We start from the raw sequence: 21,340 nt of genomic DNA on the forward strand, positions 1-21,340 counted from the left end.
GACTATCCCTTTCGCGTGATCATGCCGCGAGCCGGGTCATAGCCACGGATCGCGGCACCCATGAAGACGGCCAGTGCCAGCAGGGTCCACCCCAGCGACGGCCCGTCAAGCTGCCCGTAAAGTGCAAAACGGACGAGTTCGACGCCATGGGTAAATGGGTTCACTGCACATAATCGGTACAACAATTGAGACGATTCCGCCATCTTCCACAGCGGGTAGAGGGCGGATGAGAGAAAGAACATCGGGAAGATGACGAAGTTCATGACTCCCGCGAAGTTTTCCAATTGTTTGATGAGGCTGGACAGCGCTAGCCCCAGCGCGCCCAGCATCAGGCCTGTGACAGCCAGCGCGGGCAGCGCTGCGACATATCCCAAAGGCTTGACCGTAATCCCGAAGGCGGCCGCAATCGCCAGAAACGCATAGACCTGCAGGATCGAGATCGCGGTCCCCGCGACCAGCTTGGCCCCCAGCAGGAACCAGCGGGGCAGCGGGGCGGTCAGCAGTAACCGCATCGACCCCATTTCGCGGTCGTACACCAGTGACAGTGACGACTGCATCCCGTTGAACAGCAAAATCATCCCGCAAAGACCTGGGACGATATAGGTCTCGTAGCTGATATAATTCGTATAGGGCGGGATAATCGCAAGGCCAAGGGCAGCACGAAATCCAGCCGCAAAGACCAGCAGCCAAATCAGCGGCCGTACCAGCGCCGCAACAAATCGCCCGCGCTGCTGAACAAAGCGCAGCGCCTCGCGCCCGACAATGGCCCGCAGGGCGATCCACCAGATCACACAGGCACCTGCGTCAGCCGCAGGAAAATATCCTGAAGGTTGCCACCTTCGGTCAAGACAGCACAAGAGGCGTCGGCGAGAACCAAGCCTTTGTGTAAAATGACGACCTGATCTGCCGGACGCACCTCGTCCGTCAGGTGGGTCGCCCAAAACACAGTTAGTCCGCGCTGCGTGCAAAGGTCATGGACATGATCCACGATCCCTGCGCGCGAAGCGGCGTCAAGACCGACTGTGGGTTCGTCCAGTAGCAGCACTGCGGGCTCATGCATAAGCGCGCGCGCTATTTCGCAGCGCCGGCGGTGGCCGCCATTCAGGTCCCGCGCGCGCTCATGCGCACGTTCCTTCATGCGCATCACATCAAGCACCTCGTCAACGCGGGAGGTCGCTTTGGGCCCCGCCAGCCCATGCAGCGCCGCAAAATAAAGCAGATTACGTCGCACGCTCAGATCCAGATCAAGCGTACTTTGCTGAAACACCACCCCGATTTGCGCCATGGCGCGGCGCACATCAGTAGCCAAATCATGCCCTGCGACCTTGATTGTCCCATCGGGCGTGGTGAACAGTCGCGTCAGTAATCCAAACAATGTGGATTTGCCCGCCCCATTCGGCCCCAGAAGAGCGCAGAAAGTGCCCGGCGTGACCGCGAACGTGACATCATCCAGCGCGCGTTTTGCACCATAAGAAAATCCGACATGGTTGACCTGAAGTCCGCTCAATCCATCACCCGCAAGGCCGCACCCCACGGGAAACGTCCAACCGCAATCGTCGTCTCAGCTGTTTCGTTCCCTACGTCGATGACAGTCACGTCACTGCTGACGCCGTTGGTAGTGAACAGCTTCGTCTCGTCCGCGTTGAAGGCCATGTGCCAGACGCGCCGACCGGTAAGGATGTAGCGTTCGACGGCGTAGGTTTCAGCATTGATGACTGCGACGTGGTTGGCAGGACCAAGCGCTACGAAGGCGGTTTTTTCATCTTGCGTCAATACAAAGCCGACGGGCTGGATCAATTCCGGCAGCACACCTGGGATTTCAAAGCGTATCTTGGCCAACTCCGTCTGGTCGGAGCTGGCAAAGACCGTGACGGTACCGCCGATCTCGGCACTGACCCAAAGCTCAGTGCCATTCTTAACGAAGCTCGCGTCGCGCGGTCGGCTGTCGACAAGGGTATTGGCGTAAATCGTCTTGGTTTCCGTATCTATCCAGTGAGCCATGTTCGTCGTCTCTGACGTGGTGATAACGCTCTTACCGTCCGGTGACACAGCCATGCCTTCAGGTTCTATCCCGACGCTGATCTGTGCCACGACAGTGCGGGTTTCCACATCCACCACGGTTGTGATCGCGTCGTCTTCGTTGGCGATGTACAGGTGTTTACCGTCCGGGTGCAGTACGAACTGCTCCGGGTCCTCGCCCGAAGGCAGATCGTGCAGGATTTCTCCGCTAACCGGGTCGATGACCTGAACCGTGTTGCTGGCAGATGCGCAGACGTAGACAACCGAGAAATCATGCGCAAAAGTTATGCCGCGCGGACGTTCGCCGACTGGAATCGTACGCGTAACCAGCAGCGTACTGGCGTCGATCACGCTGATTGTGTCGTCACGTTCGTTGGTCACCCAGATCTCGTCGGCAACGGCTGGGCTTGCGATCAGGGCCAATAGGGCAAGGATTTTCAATTTCACTCTCCGAAAGCTGTGCAGGTGGATTCGGGCCGGTCACCGCCCAGCGTGTCAAGTTCCGTCACCGGATGCAAAAAACCCTCCAGCGGAGCTACAGCGACGATGGCCCGGGCATCCACCAGCGGAATTGGCTGGCGCAGTTGCCCGTTCCAAGCGCGGAACGACAGGGGCCGCCCCTTGAATCCCGCTAGCGTAAAGTCAGAGGACAGCATGTAGGTACGCAGTGACGCCACGTCGGCGGTGCCTGTGCGTGTCACCGCTTCCCCGATGGCGCGGATCGCGGCCCAGGCGCTGTAATCCGTGGCGCGCATGCCACGGCCGGCCAAGTCGCGAAACCGGGACTGCAACTGCTCCGCCCCCCATTGCTCGACGACGGCCGACCATGCGACAGGCGTCAGTCCCTCTGAACCGCCGACGGGACGCGGGTTCCAGGTGTTGTAATTGAGATAGCGTCCAAAATCATGGATTTCATCCGCGACCAGCAACATATCGAAGTCGCCCAGTTTTTGCGTGAAAGTTGGCACTTCGTCGCCCGTCGTGCGCCGGATGTCACCGGTAAAGCCCCAAGGCGCATCGCCACGAAGGCGCAGCCCGAATTTTTCCGCGCTATGTCGCAGCGCATCGGCAAAAGCCACGTCCACAGGGGTCGGACCTGTCACGAGCGCCACATCGGTCCACCGCTTGGTTACCAGAAACTGTGCCAGCGCGTCTGCGCGCATGGCAAAACTCGGGACACTGTGAAACAGATTTGGGCGGCAATCGTCGCCGCGCAACCTGTCATCCGCGGCGGCCACGTTGAAGACCAATGCCTCCGGATGGGCGTCGGCCACAGCCAGCACAACCGGGGCCGGTGCCTGCACCACAATCAGGCCGGTGACATCAGCACTGGCCGCCAACAGTGCCTCTACGGTCGTCTCTGTGATCTCGGGCAGAGAGTATGAATGATTCAGGAATTGTCCCGTCGTGGCATTATCCGCCAGCCCCAGCCGGGCGCCTGCGATGCCAAAGTCGGCTGGGTCGGGGTCAATATCGGACAACGTGGGCGGTTTTCGGTCATCCAACCGCAAATAGGTTATACCGACGTCGACTTGTGCGGCAGCCGTTCCAGTCCAACCTGCGATCACTCCCGCAAGACACCATTTCCACATCACGGACTCCTCTTGGCTGCGACGTTAACACCCGCTCCTGCGCATGTGGCATACGACCAAGGTCGCCCTCCCTGAGGGCATGGCACAAAGGTCCAATACCGAACAGGACGCGATGCGGTTTATGACTTGTGCCGACGCATCTGGGAGGAGACAAAAATGACATCCGCATTCCCGCGAGGGGCGGCATTTGCCGCTGCAATCGCCCTGTTTACTGGCACCGCTTTTGCCGCTGGCCTGCCACTCGGGATTACAGAGGTCGACAACGCCGGCCTGCCCGATGTGGGCGACGAATGGCTGACCGAAAACCCGTACCGCGATGCGGGCCACGATGTATGGGTGCGTGCGATTGAGGTTGGCGAGAGCGCCTTTACACAAAACTGCGCACGCTGCCACGGACTCGGCGCGATTTCCGGTGGTCTGGCTCCCGATCTACGCATGCTTCAGGCGGCCGATTACGACGATGAATGGTTTACTGAACGTTTCCAGCAAGGCATGACGCAAGGCGGAATTACCAAGATGCCGGCCTTTGCCGATGTTCTGAGCCAGAAGACCGCTTGGGCGATCCGCACCTATATTGAAACGCGGCCCGACGATCAGGCCGTGCTGACCGAAAGCGCCGCCCTTAAGGATCTGCGCGACGAGCTGGATCAATGGGCTAAGGGTGAAGGCACCCCGGACGACGAAGCTATGAAAACGAAGCTGGACGACATCGCAACCCGCATCCCAACCCTGTCGGGCGCGCCGGTAGCTGACAGCGTGGCCTTCCACGCAGCGTCACAGCTGGACGGCACACCAGCGTCCTACGGCAAGGCAGCAGAGACGCTGACCGTCGGTCTTTCGGTCCATAACTGATGCTTGCGCGGCCTTCCCTTGCCCTTGCAGGTTTGACCTGTCTGGCACTCGGCTGGACCGCGCCTGCCTTCGCCGCCTGCGAAGGCTACGTGCCTGAACCAAAACCTCAAAACGCCAGCCGTGACATCGTCGGCCAGGATCTGGACACCATTCAGGCGCAGGGGTTCATTACCTTTGCAGCCTATGAAAATTTTCCGCCATGGTCTTACGCCGAAAATAATCAGCCTACCGGTGTCGACATAGAGATTGGTCGCCTAATCGCTGAATCTTTGGGGGTCGAAGCCCGCTTCGACCTCGTGCCGGCCGGCGAAACGGTCGAGGCCGACTTGCGAAATTGGATCTGGCAGGGCCCACCGACGGGCGGATCTGTGGACAACGTCATGCTGCACGTTCCCTATGACGTAAACTTTGCATGCCGCGTCGATCAGGTCGTATTCAATGGCCAATATGCAAAAGAAACCATCGCAATTGCTTATAATAAAACGGATTATCCAGATTCCCCTCCAGTCCCTGCATATTTCCGTTACGACACTGTCGGCGTGGAAAATGACACCATAGCGGACTTCTATCTTGCGGGTATCGGCAATGGAATGTTGATCCCTAAGATGAAGCATTACCCGACTGTTGCCGCTGCAATGCTCGCAATGGCCGCCGGCGACGTGATGGCAGTGATGGGCCCCCGGGCACAGCTTCAGGCGGGCCTGACCGCAGATGGCGACGTCCACCAGCCGCCATTGCCGGGCCTTGCGGTAGGCACCTGGACTGTCGGACTGGCCGTTCACACACGCTATCGCTACCTCGGCTACGCCGTTGACGATGCAATCCGCGCTGCACTCGACGACGGGCGCATTGCTGAAATCTTTGCAAGTCATGGCCTCAGCTACGATGCGCCACAGCGCTAAAATAACAGGATTACCGGACATGGAACTCAAAGATACTCGCGACATTTCTGCGCCGCCGGAGGCGGTCTGGACAGCGCTGCTAGATGCTGACGTGCTACGTCGATGCGTACCCGGCTGCACCGACATGGACGGCAATCCAGACGACGGCTTTACCGCCACGGTGGTGCAGAAGGTCGGTCCGGTGAAGGCGACCTTTAAAGGCGAGGTGACGTTGAACGACATGAAACCACCGCACAGCCTGACGATCACCGGTCAGGGCAAGGGAGGCCCTGCTGGTTTTGCCTCGGGCGGAGCGGACGTGGTGCTGACACCGGACGGGACCGGCACGAAGCTGAGCTATGACGTGAATGCCAAGGTCGGCGGCAAAATGGCGCAGCTTGGCAGCCGGATCATCGACGGCTTCGCGCGCAAGATGGCGGACCAGTTCTTTGACGACTTTAAAAAAGCCGTCGAGGGCGGCGACGCCGAAAATGCCAACCACGACGACACGTCGGTGGCGGAAAAGAATAAAGACACTATCGCGGAAAAGAAGGGCTGGGTCAAACGCCTGATCGGATCGAAGAACTAAGGAAATTAATTGAAGGAAAAACCATGAAGATTTCGATGGTTGTGAACGGTCGTTCGGTTGCTGGTGATGTTGAGGGCCGGACATTGCTGGTGGATTTTCTGCGTCAGGATCTGCATCTGACGGGGACGCATGTGGGGTGCGACACGTCGCAGTGCGGGGCGTGCACGGTGCATGTGGACGGGTTGCAGGTGAAGGCCTGCAGCATGTTCGCGGTGGAGGCGGACGGTGCGGAGGTGGCCACGATCGAGGGGGTGGCTGCGGCTGACGGGACGCTGTCTGCGATCCAGCAGGCGTTCCAGGATCACCACGGGCTGCAGTGCGGGTTCTGCACGCCGGGGATGGTGATGGCGGCGGCGAGTTTGCTGAAGGAGAACCCCAGGCCCAGCGAGGCGGAGGTGCGGCACCACCTGGAGGGCAACATCTGCCGCTGCACGGGCTACCATAACATCGTGAAGGCGATCATGGCGGCGTCGGGGCAGGAGATGCCGGCGCTGGCGGCGGAGTGAGTTTGCGGGGGTGAGGGTGGCCGGGGGGCATCGTCCATTGTTCTTGAACCAATGGCGAACAATGACGATCCCCGGCTTCGCCTCCCCCCGAAGTATTTCAAACCAGAAGAAGCAGGGGGAGGGGCGCATGCGTCCGACCTGCAGGGAGAGGACCAGATCATGCCCAAGGACAGCGGAATCGGTGCCAGCAGCAAGCGGCGCGAGGATGTGCGGTTCCTGACCGGAACCGGCAATTATACGGACGACATCAACATCTATGGCCAGCTGCACGTGCATTTCCTGCGCGCGGATGTGGCGCATGCCAAGTTGAACGGTGTGGACACGGCTGCGGCCGCGGCGATGCCGGGGGTGCACCGGATCTTTACGGGTGCCGACTTCGAGGCGGTGGGCGGTCTGCCCTGCGGCTGGCTGATCACTGACCGGCATGGGGCGCCGATGCAGGAGCCGCGGCACCCGGTGCTGGCGCAGGGCAAGATCCGGCACGTGGGCGAGCCCATCTGTGCGGTGGTGGCCGACACGCTGGCCCAGGCCCGCGACGCGGCGGAGGCGATCGTGCTGGACTACGACACGCTGCCGGCGGTCATCGACATGAAGGAGGCGGTGAAGGCGGATGCGCCGAAGGTGCACGACGATCTGACCGGCAACCTGTGCTATGACTGGGGTTTCGTGGAAGACAACCGGCAGGCGGTGGACGACGCGATCAAGGGGGCTGCGCATGTCACCACGCTGGAGCTGGTGAACAACCGCCTCGTCGCCAACCCGATGGAGCCGCGTGTGGCCGTGGGCGAGTACAACCGCGCCGACGACATGCACACGCTGCACACCACGAGCCAGAACCCGCATGTGATCCGGCTCTTGATGGGGGCCTTCGTGCTGGGCATTCCGGAACACAAGCTGCGGGTCGTGGCCCCCGACGTGGGCGGCGGGTTTGGGACCAAGATCTTTCACTACGCGGAGGAAGCCTTCTGCACCTTTGCGGCCAAGGCGCTGAACCGGCCGGTCAAGTGGACCAGCACGCGGTCCGAGGCCTTCATGTCCGACGCGCACGGGCGCGACCATGTGACCAAGATCGAGCTGGCGCTGGACAAGGACAACAACTTTGTCGCGGTCCGGACCGAGACCTATGCCAACATGGGGGCGTATCTGTCGACCTTCGCGTCCTGCACGCCGACCTGGCTGCACGGCACGCTGATGGCGGGCAATTACAAGACGCCGCATATCTACGTGAACGTGAAGGCGGTGTTCACCAATACCGTCCCCGTCGATGCCTATCGCGGTGCGGGCCGTCCCGAGGCCACGTTCCAGCTGGAGCGGGTGATCGACATGGCGGCGCGCGAGCTGGGCGTCGATCCGATCGCGCTGCGGCGGCAGAACTTCATCACCACGTTCCCCTATGCGACGCCCGTGGCGGTGGAATACGACACCGGCGATTACCATGCGACGATGGACAAGCTGATCGACATCGCGGACTTTGCGGGCTTCGACGCGCGGCGCAAGGCGAGCGAGGCGACGGGCAAGCTGCGCGGTCTGGGCGTGAACTGCTACATCGAGGCCTGCGGCATCGCCCCCAGCAACCTGGTGGGACAGCTTGGCGCGCGGGCGGGTCTTTATGACGCGGCCACGGTGCGGGTGAATGCGACGGGGAGCATCAGCGTCATGGTCGGCGCGCACAGCCACGGGCAGGGGCACGAGACGTCCTTCCCGCAGGTGATTTCCGAGATGATCGGCATCCCCGAGGACCAGATCGACATCGTGCACGGCGATACCTCCAAGATCCCCTTCGGGATGGGCACCTATGGCTCGCGGTCGCTGGCCGTCTGCGGGTCCGCGATGGTGCGGGCCGCCGAGAAGGTGATCAACAAGGCCAAGAAGATCGCGGCCCACCTGATGGAAGCCTCTGAGGGCGACATCGAGCTGAAGGACGGGCGGTTCAGCGTGGCGGGCACGGACAAGTCCGTGGCCTGGGGCGACGTGACGCTGGCGGCCTATGTGCCGCACAACTATCCGCTGACGGATATCGAGCCGGGGCTGGAGGAGACGGCGTTCTACGACCCGGCCAACTTCACCTATCCCTCTGGCGCCTATGCCTGCGAGGTGGAGCTGGATCCGGAGACGGGGCATGTGAAGATCGAGCGCTTCTCGGCGGCGGATGACTTCGGCAACATCATCAACCCGATGATCGTGTCGGGGCAGGTGCACGGCGGGATCGCACAAGGCATCGGTCAGGCGATGCTGGAAGGCTGTGTCTATGACAGCGACGGGCAGCTCTTGAGCGCGTCCTACATGGACTACGCGATGCCGCGGGCGGAGGATGTGCCGTTCTACACGGTGGACCATTCCTGCCAGACGCCCTGCACCCACAACCCGCTGGGCGTGAAGGGCTGCGGCGAGGCGGGGGCGATCGGCAGCCCGCCGAGCCTGGTCAATGCGGTGCTGGACGCAATCAACTCGGGGGGCGGCAAAAAGGTCGCGCATATCAACATGCCGCTGACGCCGAGCCGCGTCTGGGCGGCGATGCAATAGGGTGAGGGGGTGTTCCGGGGGCCAGCCCCCGGACCCCCGAAGTATTTTTGACCAGAAGAAGCAGGGGACTGCGGGGCTGGTCACAGGACAAGGATAAAACATCATGTATGCATTCGAGATCGAACGGCCCACGACGCTGGCTGATGCGGTGGCGGCGATTGCGGGCGGCGGGCAGGCGCTGTCGGGCGGGCAGACGCTGATCCCGACGCTGAAGGCGCGGCTGGCGGACCCGGGGCGGCTGGTCAGCCTGCACAGCATTCCGGAGCTGAAGGGGGTCTGCACCGACGACGCGGGCCGCATCTGCATCGGCGGGGCCACGACCCATGCGCAGGTGGCGCGGGAGGCGGCGGCGGGCTATCCGGCGCTGGCGCATCTCGCGGCGCGGATCGGCGATCCGGCGGTGCGCAACCGGGGCACGATCGGCGGGAGCCTGGCGAACAACGACCCCTCGGCCTGCTATCCGGCGGCGGCGCTGGGGTCCGGTGCGGTGATCGTGACCAACACGCGCGAGATCGCGGCGGACGATTATTTCCAGGGCATGTTCGCGACCGCCCTGGAGGAGGGCGAGATCGTGACGCAGGTGAAGTTCCCGGTGCCCGTGGCTGCGGCCTACGAAAAGTTCATCCAGCCCGCGTCGCGGTTCCCGCTGGTGGCGGTCTTCGTGGCGCGGTTTGGCGACGGCGTGCGCGTGGCGATCACCGGCGCGTCCGAAGGCGGCGTGTTCCGCTGGACGCAGGCCGAAGAGGCGCTGACCGCCCGCTTCGACCCCGCATCCCTGGACGGCATCGCGATGGACCCCGACACCATGATCGCCGACCTGCACGGTGACAAACCCTACCGCGCGCACCTCTGCAACGTTATGGCCAAACGCGCGGTGAAGGCGGCGATATAAGCACCATTCGAGAGGTATATGACCCCCCGTCGCACGGATGCGGCGGGGGTTTTTCTATGCGGTGGTGAGGTTACCTGCGGTGTCAATCAGGCGCGCCGTCACGCCAGGCAGGCGGGACAGGGTCGCGCGGATCGCCATGCGATCCATCAGGCAGAACCCTGTGGACAGCGCGTCTGCCATAGCGGCGGTAGGGGCGGTGATGCTGACTGTGGACCAGTGCGGCGCGGCACCGTCGCGGGACAGGATATGCGGCTGACCGCCGACCATCAGCGCGGCGGGGCTGGATGTCGCGATCGCTTGTCCGGTCAGGGTGGTTTGCGCCAGCACACCGAACGCCGGATCGGCGATTGCGACATGCCAAGGGCCACCTAATGCGCGGTATTCGCCAATGTTGATCAGAGCTCTGGTAAAGCCTAGGGCGGCCAATTCGGCGGTGACGACATCCGTTGCAAAGCCTTGAGCGATTCCGTTGAAGGTCAGCGTCTGACCGGAGGCGAGGGTAATGCCGCTTGCATCCAGCGTCACAGCCGTCCAGTCGATCAAACGCCGTGCGGCGGCGATGTCACCGCCCGTGGCAAGCGCCGTCCACAAAGATTGCACCGTGGGGTCGAAACAGCCAGAGGTCAGGGCATGAACCTGTCCCGCTATCCGGCAAAGGTCAAGCATCTCTGGCGGGAGGGCGGGCAGTATACCTGTGGCGTTCAGCAGGGTCAGTTGAGAGGCGCGGTAGAGGCTGAAGAGCTTCTCCATCCGCATCAGGGTGGCTCGGACCTGTGACAGGGCGGCGTCAGACCCTGGCCCGGTCAGGGTGACTGATACATCGGCCCCAAGTGCCGTGCCTTGCCACACGGATGCCTTTGACCCGCACGGACAGACGAGTGTGCCAGCGATCAGGGTGAGGAAGCGGCGGCGCTTCATGCAGCTTTCCTGCGGTCGCGGGCCGCTAGGATCAGCGGGACGCATTGTTTCGGGTCGTCGTGAATCGTCACGCAATCCAGGCATTGAAAGCATTCATCATACTGGATCTCTCCGGTTTTCTTAATCGCACCGTATTTGCATTTGACGCGGCACAACTGGCAGGGTGATCCGCAATCCGCACGGCGGGGAATCCATGACCGCGTGCGGATCATACCACCAATCGCCATGACGGCCCCCAAGGGGCAGACGTAGCGGCAAAAGCCTTTGAACGTCACCATACCAAGGATAAGCCAGAAGGCGGCGTAGATGACGTAATACCAGTCCCGGACAAAGAAGACGGTGATGGCGGTCTTGAAAGGTTCGATTTCCGCGACCTTGTCAGTGCTGTCGGGGGCTATGAAAATCGTGGCGACAAGGCCCGCGAGCAGGACGTATTTGATCCACTTCAGGCGCTGGTCCCATGTCCGGTTGACCTCCCATTGCGGCAGGCGCAACAGGCGACCTAGATGGTGGGCAAATTCCTGCAACGCACCAAAGGGGCAAAGCCAGCCGCAGAACAACCCGCGCCCCCACAGCACAAATCCTGCTATGGCGACGACCCAGATCAGCGTTCCGAACGGATCATAAAGCAGAAAGTTGAAAGACCCGCCAAAGACCGTGGTGCGGATTACGCCCAGCACCGTGACGATGCTAAGTTGCCCTTGCCCCCACCAACCGACGAAGCCCAGCACGAAAGCAAGAATTGCCAGGCGCACCGGTGTAAAGCCCGTCAGTGCAGCAAAGCGTTTTTGCCCGGGTCCCAGAACCACAAGCAGGCCCATAAGGAATACGCCCAGTACGATCAAGTCGGATTGGCGATTGCGCACGGCGCCCGCAAAGGGGCTCTCGGCGACCTCCTCGACCGGGCGTAGATAGAACCGGTCCGGTGTGGCATGGGTCGCGGTAAGAGTGGTCTGACCGATTTGCGGCATGAATTGACCGTGTTCACGAATTGCTTGTACGTTCAGTGTCCATTCACGCGTCGGATCGAAGCCAAGACGGCGGTCGGTGCGCAAGATGATCGCAGTGCCCTGCGGCGCCTGCGGTGACAGAGTCACGAAGAGGTCCGCGTCGCGCAATGCGATGGGGAGTTTGTCCTGTTCTGCCGAAAGCCAATCCGGAGATGTGTTACGGACGAAGTCAGGACTCACAAGGCCGTGGCGGCCCGCATCGATCAACAGGATTGGTTCATCCGTTTTGGAAATACGCTGGAATGCTTGCAATTCTCGCAAAGTTTGCGGACTGAGGGCGGCTGCGGCGATAGATTGCGCGCCAATATCGACGACGTAGAGATCCAGATAGACGCCATCTGGATCGGCCTGTGCCACAGGGTCGTCGTTCACGAAGACGGTGCCCGCGAAGGCGGCGTTGACCTCTTTGTTCAGGACAGTTTTGCGGGTCACTAAGCCGTCTGCGACCAACGCGTTCCAATCGAGGTCTTCGGTGTACTCCGGATTTGGATATGCAGGCGGCGCCGACGCCACGCCCTGCATCTTTTCTCGGGCCACAGCGCGAGTCGCGGCAAGGATGCTTTCGTGTGCGATACGGATAGAAGCCGTCGCCTTGGTCACACCGTCCAGATAGATCAGCGCCGATCCTTCACCTGCGCCGCCATAAGGATTGCCGACGACAAGGCTCTGATTGATCGACAGACCACGGTATTGCTCAAAGAATTTACGAAGGGGCGCTTCGCCCAGCCCCGAAACGAAGATTGGCTCGTTATGGGAAATCAGGCGTACGTCCATGAAGGTGCCGTTCAGGTCCAGCATAACAAAAATATTGATAGGCGCGCCGGAAAAGCCGGGCAGTGGTGCCATTTCTTCCGTTTCAAAGACATAACCGGCGAGTGCACCACCAGAATTGAGCAGCTCCCAAACACCCTTCTCGTTTATCGGCTCTCCGATGGAAAAGGGCGGCATGACGAAAGGTTCAAGATCGGCCTTGGTCAGTTGCGCATGAGCGGTCTGCGGCCCGGCAAAGGTCGCCAAGCAGACGGTCAGACACAGCAAAAGAATACGCACGGCTCCACCCATGTGCCGACACTAAGAACAGGAAAGTGGAACGAACATAGGACCAAAGTCGCGGGACGGAGGCGGAATGTTGACGCTGGTCAAGGCAACCCGCACCATACAGTGGGGAGTGACGCATTTGCACCAAAGGATAACATCAACCTCAATCACGGCAGCGTCTCTGCTTGCGCTGATTGTACTGTGGGCCGTTGCCGCCTGGTGGATCGATACGCCACGCACATTTCCGGCACCGCACCGCGTCGCGGCGATTATGTGGACCGAGGCGGCGAGCGGCAAACTGCTGCACCATCTGATCCCAACTCTGGTGCGTGTCACGCTGGCGTTCGTCATCTCAATGTCAATCGGAGTCGTGCTTGGGATCATGCTAGGCACGATGCCGCGCCTAAACAGATGGCTAGACCCATGGGTTGTCGTGGCGCTGAACATACCTGCGCTGGTGGTGATCGTGATGTGCTATCTTTGGATCGGGTTGAACGAAACGGCGGCGATTGTGGCCGTCAGCTTCAACAAAACGGCAACGGTGATCGTGACCGTGCGAGAAGGGGCGCGGGCGCTGGATCGCTCATTAAAGGATATGACCCAAATCTTTAGCCTGTCGAGGATCGCCCGTCTTCGCCATGTCGTGATCCCCCAGCTAGCGCCTTATCTATCGGCAGCAGCGCGCAACGGCCTTGCAATCATCTGGAAACTAGTTCTTGTCGTCGAGTTTCTGGGACGACCGGACGGTATCGGTTTTCAAGTCCACCTGTATTTTCAGCTTTTTGAAGTACCATACATCATGGCCTACGCCTTGTCCTTTATCGTGGTCATGTTGGGGATCGAATACGGGATTATGCAACGGATTGAGTCCAAAGCAACGCGATGGAGACAAACCGGTATAATTTTCAGCCGCCGTTCATTGGTGTGAATTTCCTGAAAAATGTCGAATGAAATTAACAATTTATTAAAGCAATATGATTTTCATTTATTGACCAAGCTGTAGTCAGCCAACACTTCAAACGTGCGTTTGATGGACAAACGCGATGTTGGTCCCAGACCGCCTTTGTGACGGGTAGTTGGACAACATAATTTTCGGACGGGTTTCCGGACAGATTATTCTGTCGGGGGCACATGACGAAGTCGCTGAAGCCCAGAGGATGGTCCTGTCGCTCATTGGATACGCCCGGATCTTTAGTGACCTGAAACACAAGTCCCTCCAGCTTTGTGCGATGTCATAGCCTCGCGCGCTCAAATCTTCCTTATTTCGTTAGCAAATCGTGACAGAGGCGAGTAAGCATGTCAGCCTTGAGTCGGCTAGACAAAGCGTCTTGGATCAGCAGATCGCGGGTGAGATGGGGATGAAATTTCTCGAATGACAAGATCGCGTCGCGTGGAATGATTTTGTCCATCTCCCCGTCAGCTAGCTTTTGCAAAACGGAGCGTAGATCCGCCTCGTCATGGGACAACTCTAAAAAGCCGTCATACGCTTGAACTTTGAAACCCTGCGACTGCAATGCTAGGGCTAAAGTAGTAGTCACAGCCGTGCCCGTTTGCGTTGCTACAATCCAAGCGCCAAGCGCTTGGTCGACAATCTTGGTCCGGTAAAACCCCAACCGTTTATATTCACGGCGCCCTTCCTCCAGAAGCTGGACCGCTGCAGTGTCCAGGTAGACAGGCACCGTGTCACCCGTCAGCACCGTGAACATCCGCGCAATGACGACATCATGGATATCGCCCGGATCACCTCCAAAGATTGGAACCGTCCCGCCAGGGGCAGGGGCCAATGAGATCACCTTGTCACGGTCGTCGACCTCGACGATCCGCCAACGTCGGCCTGAAAAGATAAGAAGCATCCCCGGTGCCAGAACGTTGTCGACTGGTAACGTACCAATCTCTCGCCCGCCCGCGAGCAGGCGGTATTCTTCGGGTGTCGGGAAAACAGCGTAAAAAGAATAATGCTCCACGATCCGTTCACCTGCAGGACCAAGCAGCAGCAGCTCGTCGGCAGCTTGTTCTATCAGACCTGTATCAGGATTGCCCAAGGCCCGCAGCACAGCGCCGAAAGTCTGCGGGTCAACAACGCGGAATGGACCTTCGCGACACAGAACACGGAACAGGCGAGCCGCCGTGGCACCACCACGTTCGGCAATGATCGACAGAATCTGATGCACCAACGTAGACAAATGCAGGGCACTCGTCCTTGGAGGCTCACACCAGTTTTCAAGCAGCAGTTCAATCATGGCGATGGCTCGCACGAGTCTTAGCCGCAGGCGATCGCTGAGATCCGACGTTCCTTCGATCTTCGCTTCGATCGCGTATTGCCGCAGAATAGCCGGGACTCCCGCCCGCCGCCCCGATCGGCCGAGCCGCTGGCGTAGCGCCGACACCGTGAAGGGTGCGCCGATCTGAGCGACGCAGGCGATATCGCCAATGTCGATGCCTAATTCCAAAGTCGACGTGCAGACGGCGGTGGTCGGCAACTGGCCATTCTTCAAACGTATTTCGACAAAGCTGCGGTGTTCGCGCGACAGGCTTGCATGGTGAGGATAGAATTCCTGCGGGAGGGCCTGACGTTCGCACAGGTGTCGCAAGGCATCAGCATAAAATTCGACCTGTCCACGTGCTCCAGCGAAGACAAGGTTGTCGCTGCCGCGCAGACGGGTGAACAGCTCTTGAGCGACTTGGGCCTGCGCAGAGCTATCACCTTCTGCGCCGGTCGTGTAGCCTTTCAACTGCAGGCGCAGCTCCGACTCGCCGCCATCGGCCTCGATCAAATGTACAGAGTTCGGGTTGTCAGGCTGAAGATAAGCCCGCGCAAGGTTCAAATCACCCAAGGTCGCAGACAGACCGATCCGGCGTAGTCGCCTGCCGCGTGCGAGGTCCAGTCGAGTCAGCAAGGAACGCGTCTGAACGCCCCGTTCACTATCGAGCATCGTGTGCATTTCATCCAGCACTACGGCACGGGTGGCGGCGAATAGGCGCGGGATTTCGGCACCACGTCGCACAAATAGCGCCTCCAAAGATTCTGGCGTGATCAGTAGCACACCGCGCGGAGCCTTGATCGCGCGAGCTTTCGACGATTGGGCAATATCGCCATGCCATGGCGTCACTGGCAGTTCGGCCTCATCACAGATCATGGTAAGCCGTGCCGCCTGATCGGTAATCAGAGCCTTGAGCGGTCCAATATATAAGAGGTCGAACCCGCCGACATCAGAAGGCCGGTCGAACACGTCGGATAGCAAAGGCAGAAACGCCGCCTCAGTTTTACCACCGGCCGTCGCAGCTGCGATGATGACGTCGGCGTCACGCCCCAGAATGGCATCCGCGGCGCGGACCTGGATGTCACGTAATTCGCGCCAACCCTGACCCCTGATCCATTTCTGAACCGGACGAGCAAGCCGGTCAAACGCAGTCACAGTTTGAAGCTAGCCAAATCATCGTCGGCAGCAGGAGCCGATGACGCACCGGTTGCAGCGTCGATATCGCTCATATCGTCACCGGTTTCGGGGGCGACCTCAATTCTTGCAATCAGATCGTGCCAGTCTGTGCCGGGGTTCTGTTGAAGCACAGCCAGCAGGTTAACGAAGGCCGTGACGGTGTTGCGCGGCGTCCGAAAATACGCCTCACCGATCCGGTCCTGACAGTGGACCATGAAAGCTGTCAGCGCCTCATCTGGGACAGGGTTGTCTGGCTGCATGACAAGGCGGACATTGGTCAGCAGCACGAAAAGGTCTTCGGGGGTCAGACTGACCAATCTCAGTACCGGACCTGAAAGGTCTACAAGGCCGCCTTGTGCGAAAGTATTTTCAGCAAGTCGCGATTGCAAAGCCTCGTAGCTGTAAAGCCCACGCCGCGTATGCATCAGGAATTCTGGCGTGCCGCCGAGTAAAAAGCCCAAGTGCGCTGCGGACCCCTGAAGGACATCGTTGAGGATGCGCAGGATCTGTTCGTAGTTGGCATTGCGTGCTTGCGATGACGTCAGTTTGAACAGGTTAACCATCTCGTCCAGACCGACAAGCAAGCCCTTGTATCCTGCGGCACGAACAAACTCGGCCATCAGCTTTAGGTGGTCGTAAACATTCGCGTCATCGACGGTTCCGCGGACGCCGAGTGCCTTGCGCGCATCAGTCCGGGTGGCAAATTCACCTCGCAGCCAGCGCAGTGCCGAAGATTTTAGTTCCTCATCATCGGTCTCGTGCCCTTCCCAATAGCGCCGGACAACTTCTGAAAATTCAAATCCGCCCGTCAACTCTTCGAAGTGGGCCAAGCGCTCTCGAATGACGTTGCCGGTCTGCACGCCCCGTGCCTCGGCGTCCTGCGCGGCCTGGCCGACAAACCGTTCAACCACACTGGCCATCGCGCCCCCATCGGGTTTTGTCCGTGTTGACAGATTTCGAGCCATTTCAGCGTAAAGGCCTCGGGCCTGACCGCCTGTTGCATGAAGGCGGCGGTCGGGCGCAAGATCGGCAAACATCACGACAAGCCCCTTTTCCAGCGCGATCAGCCGGACAAGGTTCATGAAAAATGTCTTTCCGGACCCATATTCCCCAATTACGAAGCGGATCGCCGCACCCCCGTCTGCGATCCGTTCTACATCGCGAACCATTTCTTCGATCTCTCTGGCCCGACCAACCTGGATGTGCCGCAAACCCTGTTTGGGAACGACACCCGCCCGCAAGGCCTGAACGATGGCATCGCGCTCGCGAGGTTTCAGTTGGGACATGGGCTTTTCTCCATTTGCGTGCGCAGGGTGGCTGCGATCTGTGGTTCGATGTCATAGCCGTCATAAGCGTCGATCAGCGCCTCGTCATATGTGTCGAATGCCCATTCGTTGATTGTCTCCAAAACACCCGCCGACATGAGCCCTTCGGCACGACAAAGTCCGTCGAAAGTCTCCGCGTCCAAATGATCTTGTGTCAGCAACAGGCGCACGATCCGCGTGTGTGCCGGATCAAGACCAAGGATCGAAACTGCCGACGGACTCGAGTCCTCCGTTTCCGCATTGACCACTGACAGCGTGCTGGCGTCGTCTTGAAAAATCGAACCCAGAACTGCGGACACTCGCGCTGTATCGGTGCGGATCGCGGCAACCCGGTCAAGATTGAGGGGCGCCGGACCAAAGCGCACAGGCCCTGTCGGGATCACTTCTCCGGAAGCACCGGGGCGCGCTGCGCGGACCGCAACTGGATCGGCCGCCTCGCCTGCGTGCAAGTCTGAATAGACAAGTCCCGCGTCAATACCGAGAGCGCGATAGGCCTTTTCTAGGCTTGCGACCTCATCGGGCGAGACCTCTCCGTCCGAATGCGCAGCTGCCACCAGAGCCGCGCGAAAGGTATCGGCTTCTGCTGGCGATGCCTCTTTCAAACGCTTACGTAGCATCGCCAAGTCAAGCGGGACGGAAAGGAACCACATCAGATTGGCCATCAGATGACGGCGCTCGTTGTCGGTCGCTAGAACTTCAGATTCGACCTGTGCGATCAGGGCGGTTCGCTCTGACTCGGCAATCCGACCGTCCGCTTGCGCGACATGAGCCCCCAGAGCAATCCGCAACATCGCCGCGACATATGGGGGTGAAACAGTCTCAGGCTCGTCTGTTTCTTGTCCCAGATCGAAAAGGACCACTGGTTCTTTCGGTTTGGGAAGACGAAGTGCAAACCGGGGGTCCGGGGCCATACCAATTCCGATCCGGATCAGCATGTCAGATACGTCGCACAGGTCGCGTTTACCCGGCTTATCTGGCCGCGCGCCAGTGACCCGTTCGATTGCGTCAAGCACTGGAACCAAGCTACCATTTGCGATGATACTTTGCGCCCACTCCATCAGATCATCGCGCGCCGGGCAGGGAAACTGCGACCGTATAGCGGCAGGCAACATCAAATGGGCACGCAGCGTATCGGCCGCCGACTCGTCACGTCCCAATAATCGACTGTAGGCATCTAGCGAGTTCATGGCTTCGTCAGCAATTTCTTGCGCAATTTCAATCGGTTTGCGGAGGCCCGAGACGTCAAGTACCCGGCTCCCGTCCACTTCTGGAGTCAGGTCTGCTGTGAATTCACCTGAGGCTGCCTGGTACGTAGCTGACAGCGTCTTGCGAGGCTTTGTCACTTTCAGCCCGTCGGGAAAGCGGTCTTTGAAAAGCTGTGTGAACATGGCTTCAAATGCCGTAGATGCCCGTCGCGCCGGAGTCCGCAAAATTTTCTCAGGATGGCACAGGAACCACGCAAGCAGCCAATCGGCGGACAGGGCTTCACCGCGTGCGATACGTACACCCAGGCCAATCGCCAAAGGCAAGGGGACGTCCCAGCCATTGCGGTCTACGGTAAGAGGATCCTCTGGCACAGGATCTAACTTGACCATGGCGACCGCCACAAAGTCGCCAAGATACCGTTGTGCTGAATGGTTGTCTGCGAAAAGCGCTTTCAGACGCAGTACCTCGTCAAGAATAATGCGCCGTTCCGCCGGGGTCGGATCGTCTGCGACGAAACGGCGTTCCAATCCGTAGAAATAGAGGAACATGTATCCAGCATCGACACTGGGGTCTCGCCGCCCGCCCGCTAGCCAGTCCAGATAGGTCGCGCGGTGGGATGGCCCGATATCAGCATAGCCGGGCCAGTATGGCATCCGCGCGGCAGAGTAGGTGCCTGCGCGGCTAACTGGCAGAGAGGGGTCAATATAGGCTCTACACGATTCCTCAAACCCGCGACCAGAAACCCGTGGGGCCACACCGATATAAAGCATTCCACCTATGCCCCTACCCGCAACTTCGGCGCTATCGTCAGGACCAATCCAGCCCCGCTGGCGTGGAACGGCTGGGGATTTGGCTGGCGGAGCGATTTTGACGGGCATCGGCGGAGCCGCAGGTTTTGGCCACTGGTGCGCTTGTGACGCTCCCGGCAGCTCTACTAATGGAAGGGCTGGAGGCTTTGATGATAGGGCAGGGGGTACAGGCGCGTTTGTTGTGAGACCGGATCCAGCACGCATCAGCGGTTTTACGAGGGGTTCATGTCTGTCAGCCGAAGAAACAACCTGAGGTGATGTGCCAGCATTGCCAACCACACGCCGCCCAATCCTCCGTTCATTCCACCATGTCAAAAGAATCGGAACGACCAAAACTATTACGGCCTGTAAGAGCAGGCTAAATCCAGACAGTGGACCAATAATTAGTAAACCAGCAATCAAGACACCAAGCAGATAGACCACCACGATCCGCAGACACCTGAAGAGAAACAAAAAGAACCTGCGGATCGGCCTGACCCCTTTATGGTTTAATACGGTCATTCACCAGCGACCCTAACGACAGTCCACCAATCCTGCGAAGATAGAAATGCTACTGAAGCCGCTCGGCAATCCACATCTTGATCAGCGCCTGACGGGTGATACCAAGCTTTTGAGCCTGTCGGTCCAGCCCGGTAACAACCCAGGTTGGAAAATCCACGTTGACGCGCTTCGCTTCAACATTGAGCCTACGGGCTTTTGACCAATCGACACTGGCGGACATATCTTCTCCCGCATCGAAACGTTCGTCGAATTCAGTCGATTTCATAGTAGTCGATCTCCTGCTTGCGGGCGCGCCGGACTGAAATGATCCGCACGCGGCTGCTCCGGTATGTATAAATCGCCGTCCAATGCCTGGCCCCGATCAAGCCGACTGCCAAAAAGCGCTGCTCGTCGGTGACGTTCGCAGGGGCCTCGATAAGATATGGATCGTCCCACAGGGCCTGAGCCTCATCAAAATCAATCCCGTGTTTCTCACGGTTCGCAGCGCTTTTGTCGGGGTCATACTCGAACTTCATAAACAGAATATAACGCAAAAAAGTATAATTACTATATCTTTTCATGTACCTTCTGCGGGGAAAATCTGCGAAGTGATCAGCATACCCCGGTTTGCGGACAAGGACACAGGGCACGAAGGCCACAAAATCGGCTTAGGGCATCGCACATACTGTTTTCTCCAAATGAGGGCATGTCTGATATTCATTTTCGTAACGCTTTGGCCTAACCCGGATTTTGTGCCCGGATCACGGTACCCGCACGAGGCCGAGCACGATCAACAAGGCCATAAGCGGGGCCTCGACGCCCGCGGCGCGCAACACATGGTTATGTGTGAGCACCTTCTGGAGATCGGAAGAAGACATGTTCTTACGATAGCCATCCCAGACAGCTTGGAGCGCCTCCATCGCACGACCAGCCGGGGGATCAGCGCGCTCATGGCCCTCGAAATGGCGGAGCAGCAGGCCTTCGTGATCTGGGCGCTGCCAGATGGCGATGAAACCCTCCCGGCGCAGCAGATCTTCGGCGCGGTTCGCATGGTCGGGCATCTGGCCGCGCAGATCGGCATCCAACATGATCACCTTGGCGACGCAGGCGGCCTTGGCCTGCTCCCTGCGGAAGCCCTCAATGGCCCGGTTCGCCAGCCTAAAAGGGTTTCCGCCACCCCGGAGGTTCTGGGTGACCATGAAAAACCTCTTGTCCTGCGCATCGGCAAGCTTCTGCAACAGGACGCCGTATGACTGCTCGCTT

19 protein-coding genes are annotated in these 21,340 nt (G+C 59.6%); 7 read left to right on the forward strand and 12 right to left on the reverse strand.

What is annotated here, in order from left to right; translation table 11 throughout:
* Nucleotides 1-2: 2 nt before the first annotated feature.
* The 4 genes from GLR48_RS21785 to GLR48_RS21800 are packed head-to-tail and all read right to left on the reverse strand — an operon-like array spanning nt 3 to nt 3,500.
* Nucleotides 3-791 carry an ABC transporter permease gene (locus GLR48_RS21785; protein WP_237065565.1) on the reverse strand — a complete coding sequence of 263 codons (789 nt, stop codon included), beginning with the start codon at nt 789-791 and terminating at the stop codon, nt 3-5.
* Nucleotides 788-1,507, reverse strand: a complete 720-nt coding sequence (locus GLR48_RS21790; RefSeq protein ID WP_237065573.1) for an ABC transporter ATP-binding protein — start codon at nt 1,505-1,507, stop codon at nt 788-790. Before GLR48_RS21790 ends, GLR48_RS21785 begins: the two co-directional genes overlap by 4 nt.
* Nucleotides 1,504-2,460, reverse strand: coding sequence for a PQQ-dependent catabolism-associated beta-propeller protein (locus GLR48_RS21795; protein WP_237065582.1), 957 nt, complete (start codon nt 2,458-2,460; stop codon nt 1,504-1,506). Before GLR48_RS21795 ends, GLR48_RS21790 begins: the two co-directional genes overlap by 4 nt.
* Nucleotides 2,461-2,462: 2 nt before the next feature.
* The gene (locus tag GLR48_RS21800) at nt 2,463-3,500 is read right to left on the reverse strand and encodes an ABC transporter substrate-binding protein (protein ID WP_237065584.1); all 1,038 of its coding nucleotides are present in this window, start codon (nt 3,498-3,500) and stop codon (nt 2,463-2,465) included.
* Nucleotides 3,501-3,767: 267 nt separating this feature from the next.
* On the opposite strand from GLR48_RS21800, the gene pedF reads away from it, so the two are divergent.
* The 6 genes from pedF (at nt 3,768) to GLR48_RS21830 (ending at nt 9,854) form a co-directional block, all read left to right on the forward strand.
* A complete protein-coding gene (pedF, locus tag GLR48_RS21805) occupies nt 3,768-4,463 on the forward strand; it encodes a cytochrome c-550 PedF (RefSeq protein WP_237065592.1) in 696 nt (231 codons plus the stop codon).
* A complete protein-coding gene (locus tag GLR48_RS21810) occupies nt 4,463-5,365 on the forward strand; it encodes a substrate-binding periplasmic protein (protein WP_237065594.1) in 903 nt (300 codons plus the stop codon). Before pedF ends, GLR48_RS21810 begins: the two co-directional genes overlap by 1 nt.
* Before the next feature lie 19 nt (nt 5,366-5,384).
* Nucleotides 5,385-5,933 carry a CoxG family protein gene (locus GLR48_RS21815; RefSeq protein ID WP_237065823.1) on the forward strand — a complete coding sequence of 183 codons (549 nt, stop codon included), beginning with the start codon at nt 5,385-5,387 and terminating at the stop codon, nt 5,931-5,933.
* A 23-nt stretch (nt 5,934-5,956) separates the two neighbouring features.
* The gene (locus tag GLR48_RS21820) at nt 5,957-6,439 is read left to right on the forward strand and encodes a (2Fe-2S)-binding protein (RefSeq protein ID WP_237065596.1); all 483 of its coding nucleotides are present in this window, start codon (nt 5,957-5,959) and stop codon (nt 6,437-6,439) included.
* 159 nt (nt 6,440-6,598) lie between these two features.
* The gene (locus GLR48_RS21825; protein WP_237065598.1) at nt 6,599-8,962 is read left to right on the forward strand and encodes a xanthine dehydrogenase family protein molybdopterin-binding subunit; all 2,364 of its coding nucleotides are present in this window, start codon (nt 6,599-6,601) and stop codon (nt 8,960-8,962) included.
* A gap of 103 nt (nt 8,963-9,065) precedes the next feature.
* On the forward strand, nt 9,066-9,854 hold the full coding sequence (locus GLR48_RS21830) for an FAD binding domain-containing protein (protein ID WP_237065606.1): 789 nt from the start codon (nt 9,066-9,068) through the stop codon (nt 9,852-9,854).
* 54 nt (nt 9,855-9,908) lie between these two features.
* Here the strand turns inward: GLR48_RS21830 and GLR48_RS21835 are convergent, their stop codons facing one another.
* Both GLR48_RS21835 and GLR48_RS21840 read right to left on the reverse strand, forming a co-directional pair.
* Nucleotides 9,909-10,772: an FAD:protein FMN transferase gene (locus tag GLR48_RS21835; RefSeq protein ID WP_237065621.1), complete on the reverse strand. Its 864-nt coding sequence runs from the start codon at nt 10,770-10,772 to the stop codon at nt 9,909-9,911.
* Entirely contained in the window at nt 10,769-12,730 is a 1,962-nt protein-coding gene (locus GLR48_RS21840) for a 4Fe-4S binding protein (protein WP_336886666.1), read from the reverse strand. The genes GLR48_RS21835 and GLR48_RS21840 overlap by 4 nt, the downstream gene beginning before the upstream one ends.
* 178 nt (nt 12,731-12,908) lie before the next feature.
* Between GLR48_RS21840 and GLR48_RS21845 the strand changes: the two genes are divergently transcribed.
* Entirely contained in the window at nt 12,909-13,748 is an 840-nt protein-coding gene (locus GLR48_RS21845) for an ABC transporter permease (RefSeq protein WP_237065625.1), read from the forward strand.
* 331 nt (nt 13,749-14,079) lie between these two features.
* On the opposite strand, the gene GLR48_RS21850 is transcribed toward GLR48_RS21845, so the two are convergent.
* The 6 genes from GLR48_RS21850 to GLR48_RS21875 all read right to left on the reverse strand — a co-directional run bounded on the left by GLR48_RS21850 (nt 14,080) and on the right by GLR48_RS21875 (nt 21,315).
* Nucleotides 14,080-16,236: a DEAD/DEAH box helicase gene (locus GLR48_RS21850; protein ID WP_237065627.1), complete on the reverse strand. Its 2,157-nt coding sequence runs from the start codon at nt 16,234-16,236 to the stop codon at nt 14,080-14,082.
* Nucleotides 16,233-17,543: an ATP-binding protein gene (locus tag GLR48_RS21855; RefSeq protein ID WP_237065629.1), complete on the reverse strand. Its 1,311-nt coding sequence runs from the start codon at nt 17,541-17,543 to the stop codon at nt 16,233-16,235. The genes GLR48_RS21850 and GLR48_RS21855 overlap by 4 nt, the downstream gene beginning before the upstream one ends.
* Nucleotides 17,531-20,098 carry a TerB N-terminal domain-containing protein gene (locus GLR48_RS21860; RefSeq protein ID WP_336886667.1) on the reverse strand — a complete coding sequence of 856 codons (2,568 nt, stop codon included), beginning with the start codon at nt 20,096-20,098 and terminating at the stop codon, nt 17,531-17,533. Before GLR48_RS21860 ends, GLR48_RS21855 begins: the two co-directional genes overlap by 13 nt.
* A 49-nt stretch (nt 20,099-20,147) precedes the next feature.
* Nucleotides 20,148-20,363: a type II toxin-antitoxin system BrnA family antitoxin gene (brnA, locus tag GLR48_RS21865; protein WP_237065633.1), complete on the reverse strand. Its 216-nt coding sequence runs from the start codon at nt 20,361-20,363 to the stop codon at nt 20,148-20,150.
* Nucleotides 20,350-20,631 (reverse strand): BrnT family toxin, encoded by a 282-nt coding sequence (locus tag GLR48_RS21870; protein WP_237065635.1) that lies wholly within the window; start codon nt 20,629-20,631, stop codon nt 20,350-20,352. Before GLR48_RS21870 ends, brnA begins: the two co-directional genes overlap by 14 nt.
* Nucleotides 20,632-20,838: 207 nt before the next feature.
* The gene (locus tag GLR48_RS21875; RefSeq protein WP_237065637.1) at nt 20,839-21,315 is read right to left on the reverse strand and encodes a hypothetical protein; all 477 of its coding nucleotides are present in this window, start codon (nt 21,313-21,315) and stop codon (nt 20,839-20,841) included.
* Nucleotides 21,316-21,340: the final 25 nt, after the last annotated feature.

This window comes from Loktanella sp. M215 (assembly GCF_021735925.1).
GTDB lineage: Bacteria > Pseudomonadota > Alphaproteobacteria > Rhodobacterales > Rhodobacteraceae > Loktanella.

Coding starts and splice junctions, on each gene's coding strand:
- pedF (WP_237065592.1), top strand. CDS start 3,768: ATGACATCCGCATTCCCGCGAGGGGCGGCATTTGCCGCTGCAATCGCC.
- GLR48_RS21810 (WP_237065594.1), top strand. CDS start 4,463: ATGCTTGCGCGGCCTTCCCTTGCCCTTGCAGGTTTGACCTGTCTGGCA.
- GLR48_RS21815 (WP_237065823.1), top strand. CDS start 5,385: ATGGAACTCAAAGATACTCGCGACATTTCTGCGCCGCCGGAGGCGGTC.
- GLR48_RS21820 (WP_237065596.1), top strand. CDS start 5,957: ATGAAGATTTCGATGGTTGTGAACGGTCGTTCGGTTGCTGGTGATGTT.
- GLR48_RS21825 (WP_237065598.1), top strand. CDS start 6,599: ATGCCCAAGGACAGCGGAATCGGTGCCAGCAGCAAGCGGCGCGAGGAT.
- GLR48_RS21830 (WP_237065606.1), top strand. CDS start 9,066: ATGTATGCATTCGAGATCGAACGGCCCACGACGCTGGCTGATGCGGTG.
- GLR48_RS21835 (WP_237065621.1), bottom strand. CDS start 10,772: ATGAAGCGCCGCCGCTTCCTCACCCTGATCGCTGGCACACTCGTCTGT.
- GLR48_RS21840 (WP_336886666.1), bottom strand. CDS start 12,730: ATGCCGCCCTTTTCCATCGGAGAGCCGATAAACGAGAAGGGTGTTTGG.
- GLR48_RS21845 (WP_237065625.1), top strand. CDS start 12,909: ATGTTGACGCTGGTCAAGGCAACCCGCACCATACAGTGGGGAGTGACG.
- GLR48_RS21855 (WP_237065629.1), bottom strand. CDS start 17,543: ATGTCCCAACTGAAACCTCGCGAGCGCGATGCCATCGTTCAGGCCTTG.
- GLR48_RS21860 (WP_336886667.1), bottom strand. CDS start 20,098: ATGACCGTATTAAACCATAAAGGGGTCAGGCCGATCCGCAGGTTCTTT.
- brnA (WP_237065633.1), bottom strand. CDS start 20,363: ATGAAATCGACTGAATTCGACGAACGTTTCGATGCGGGAGAAGATATG.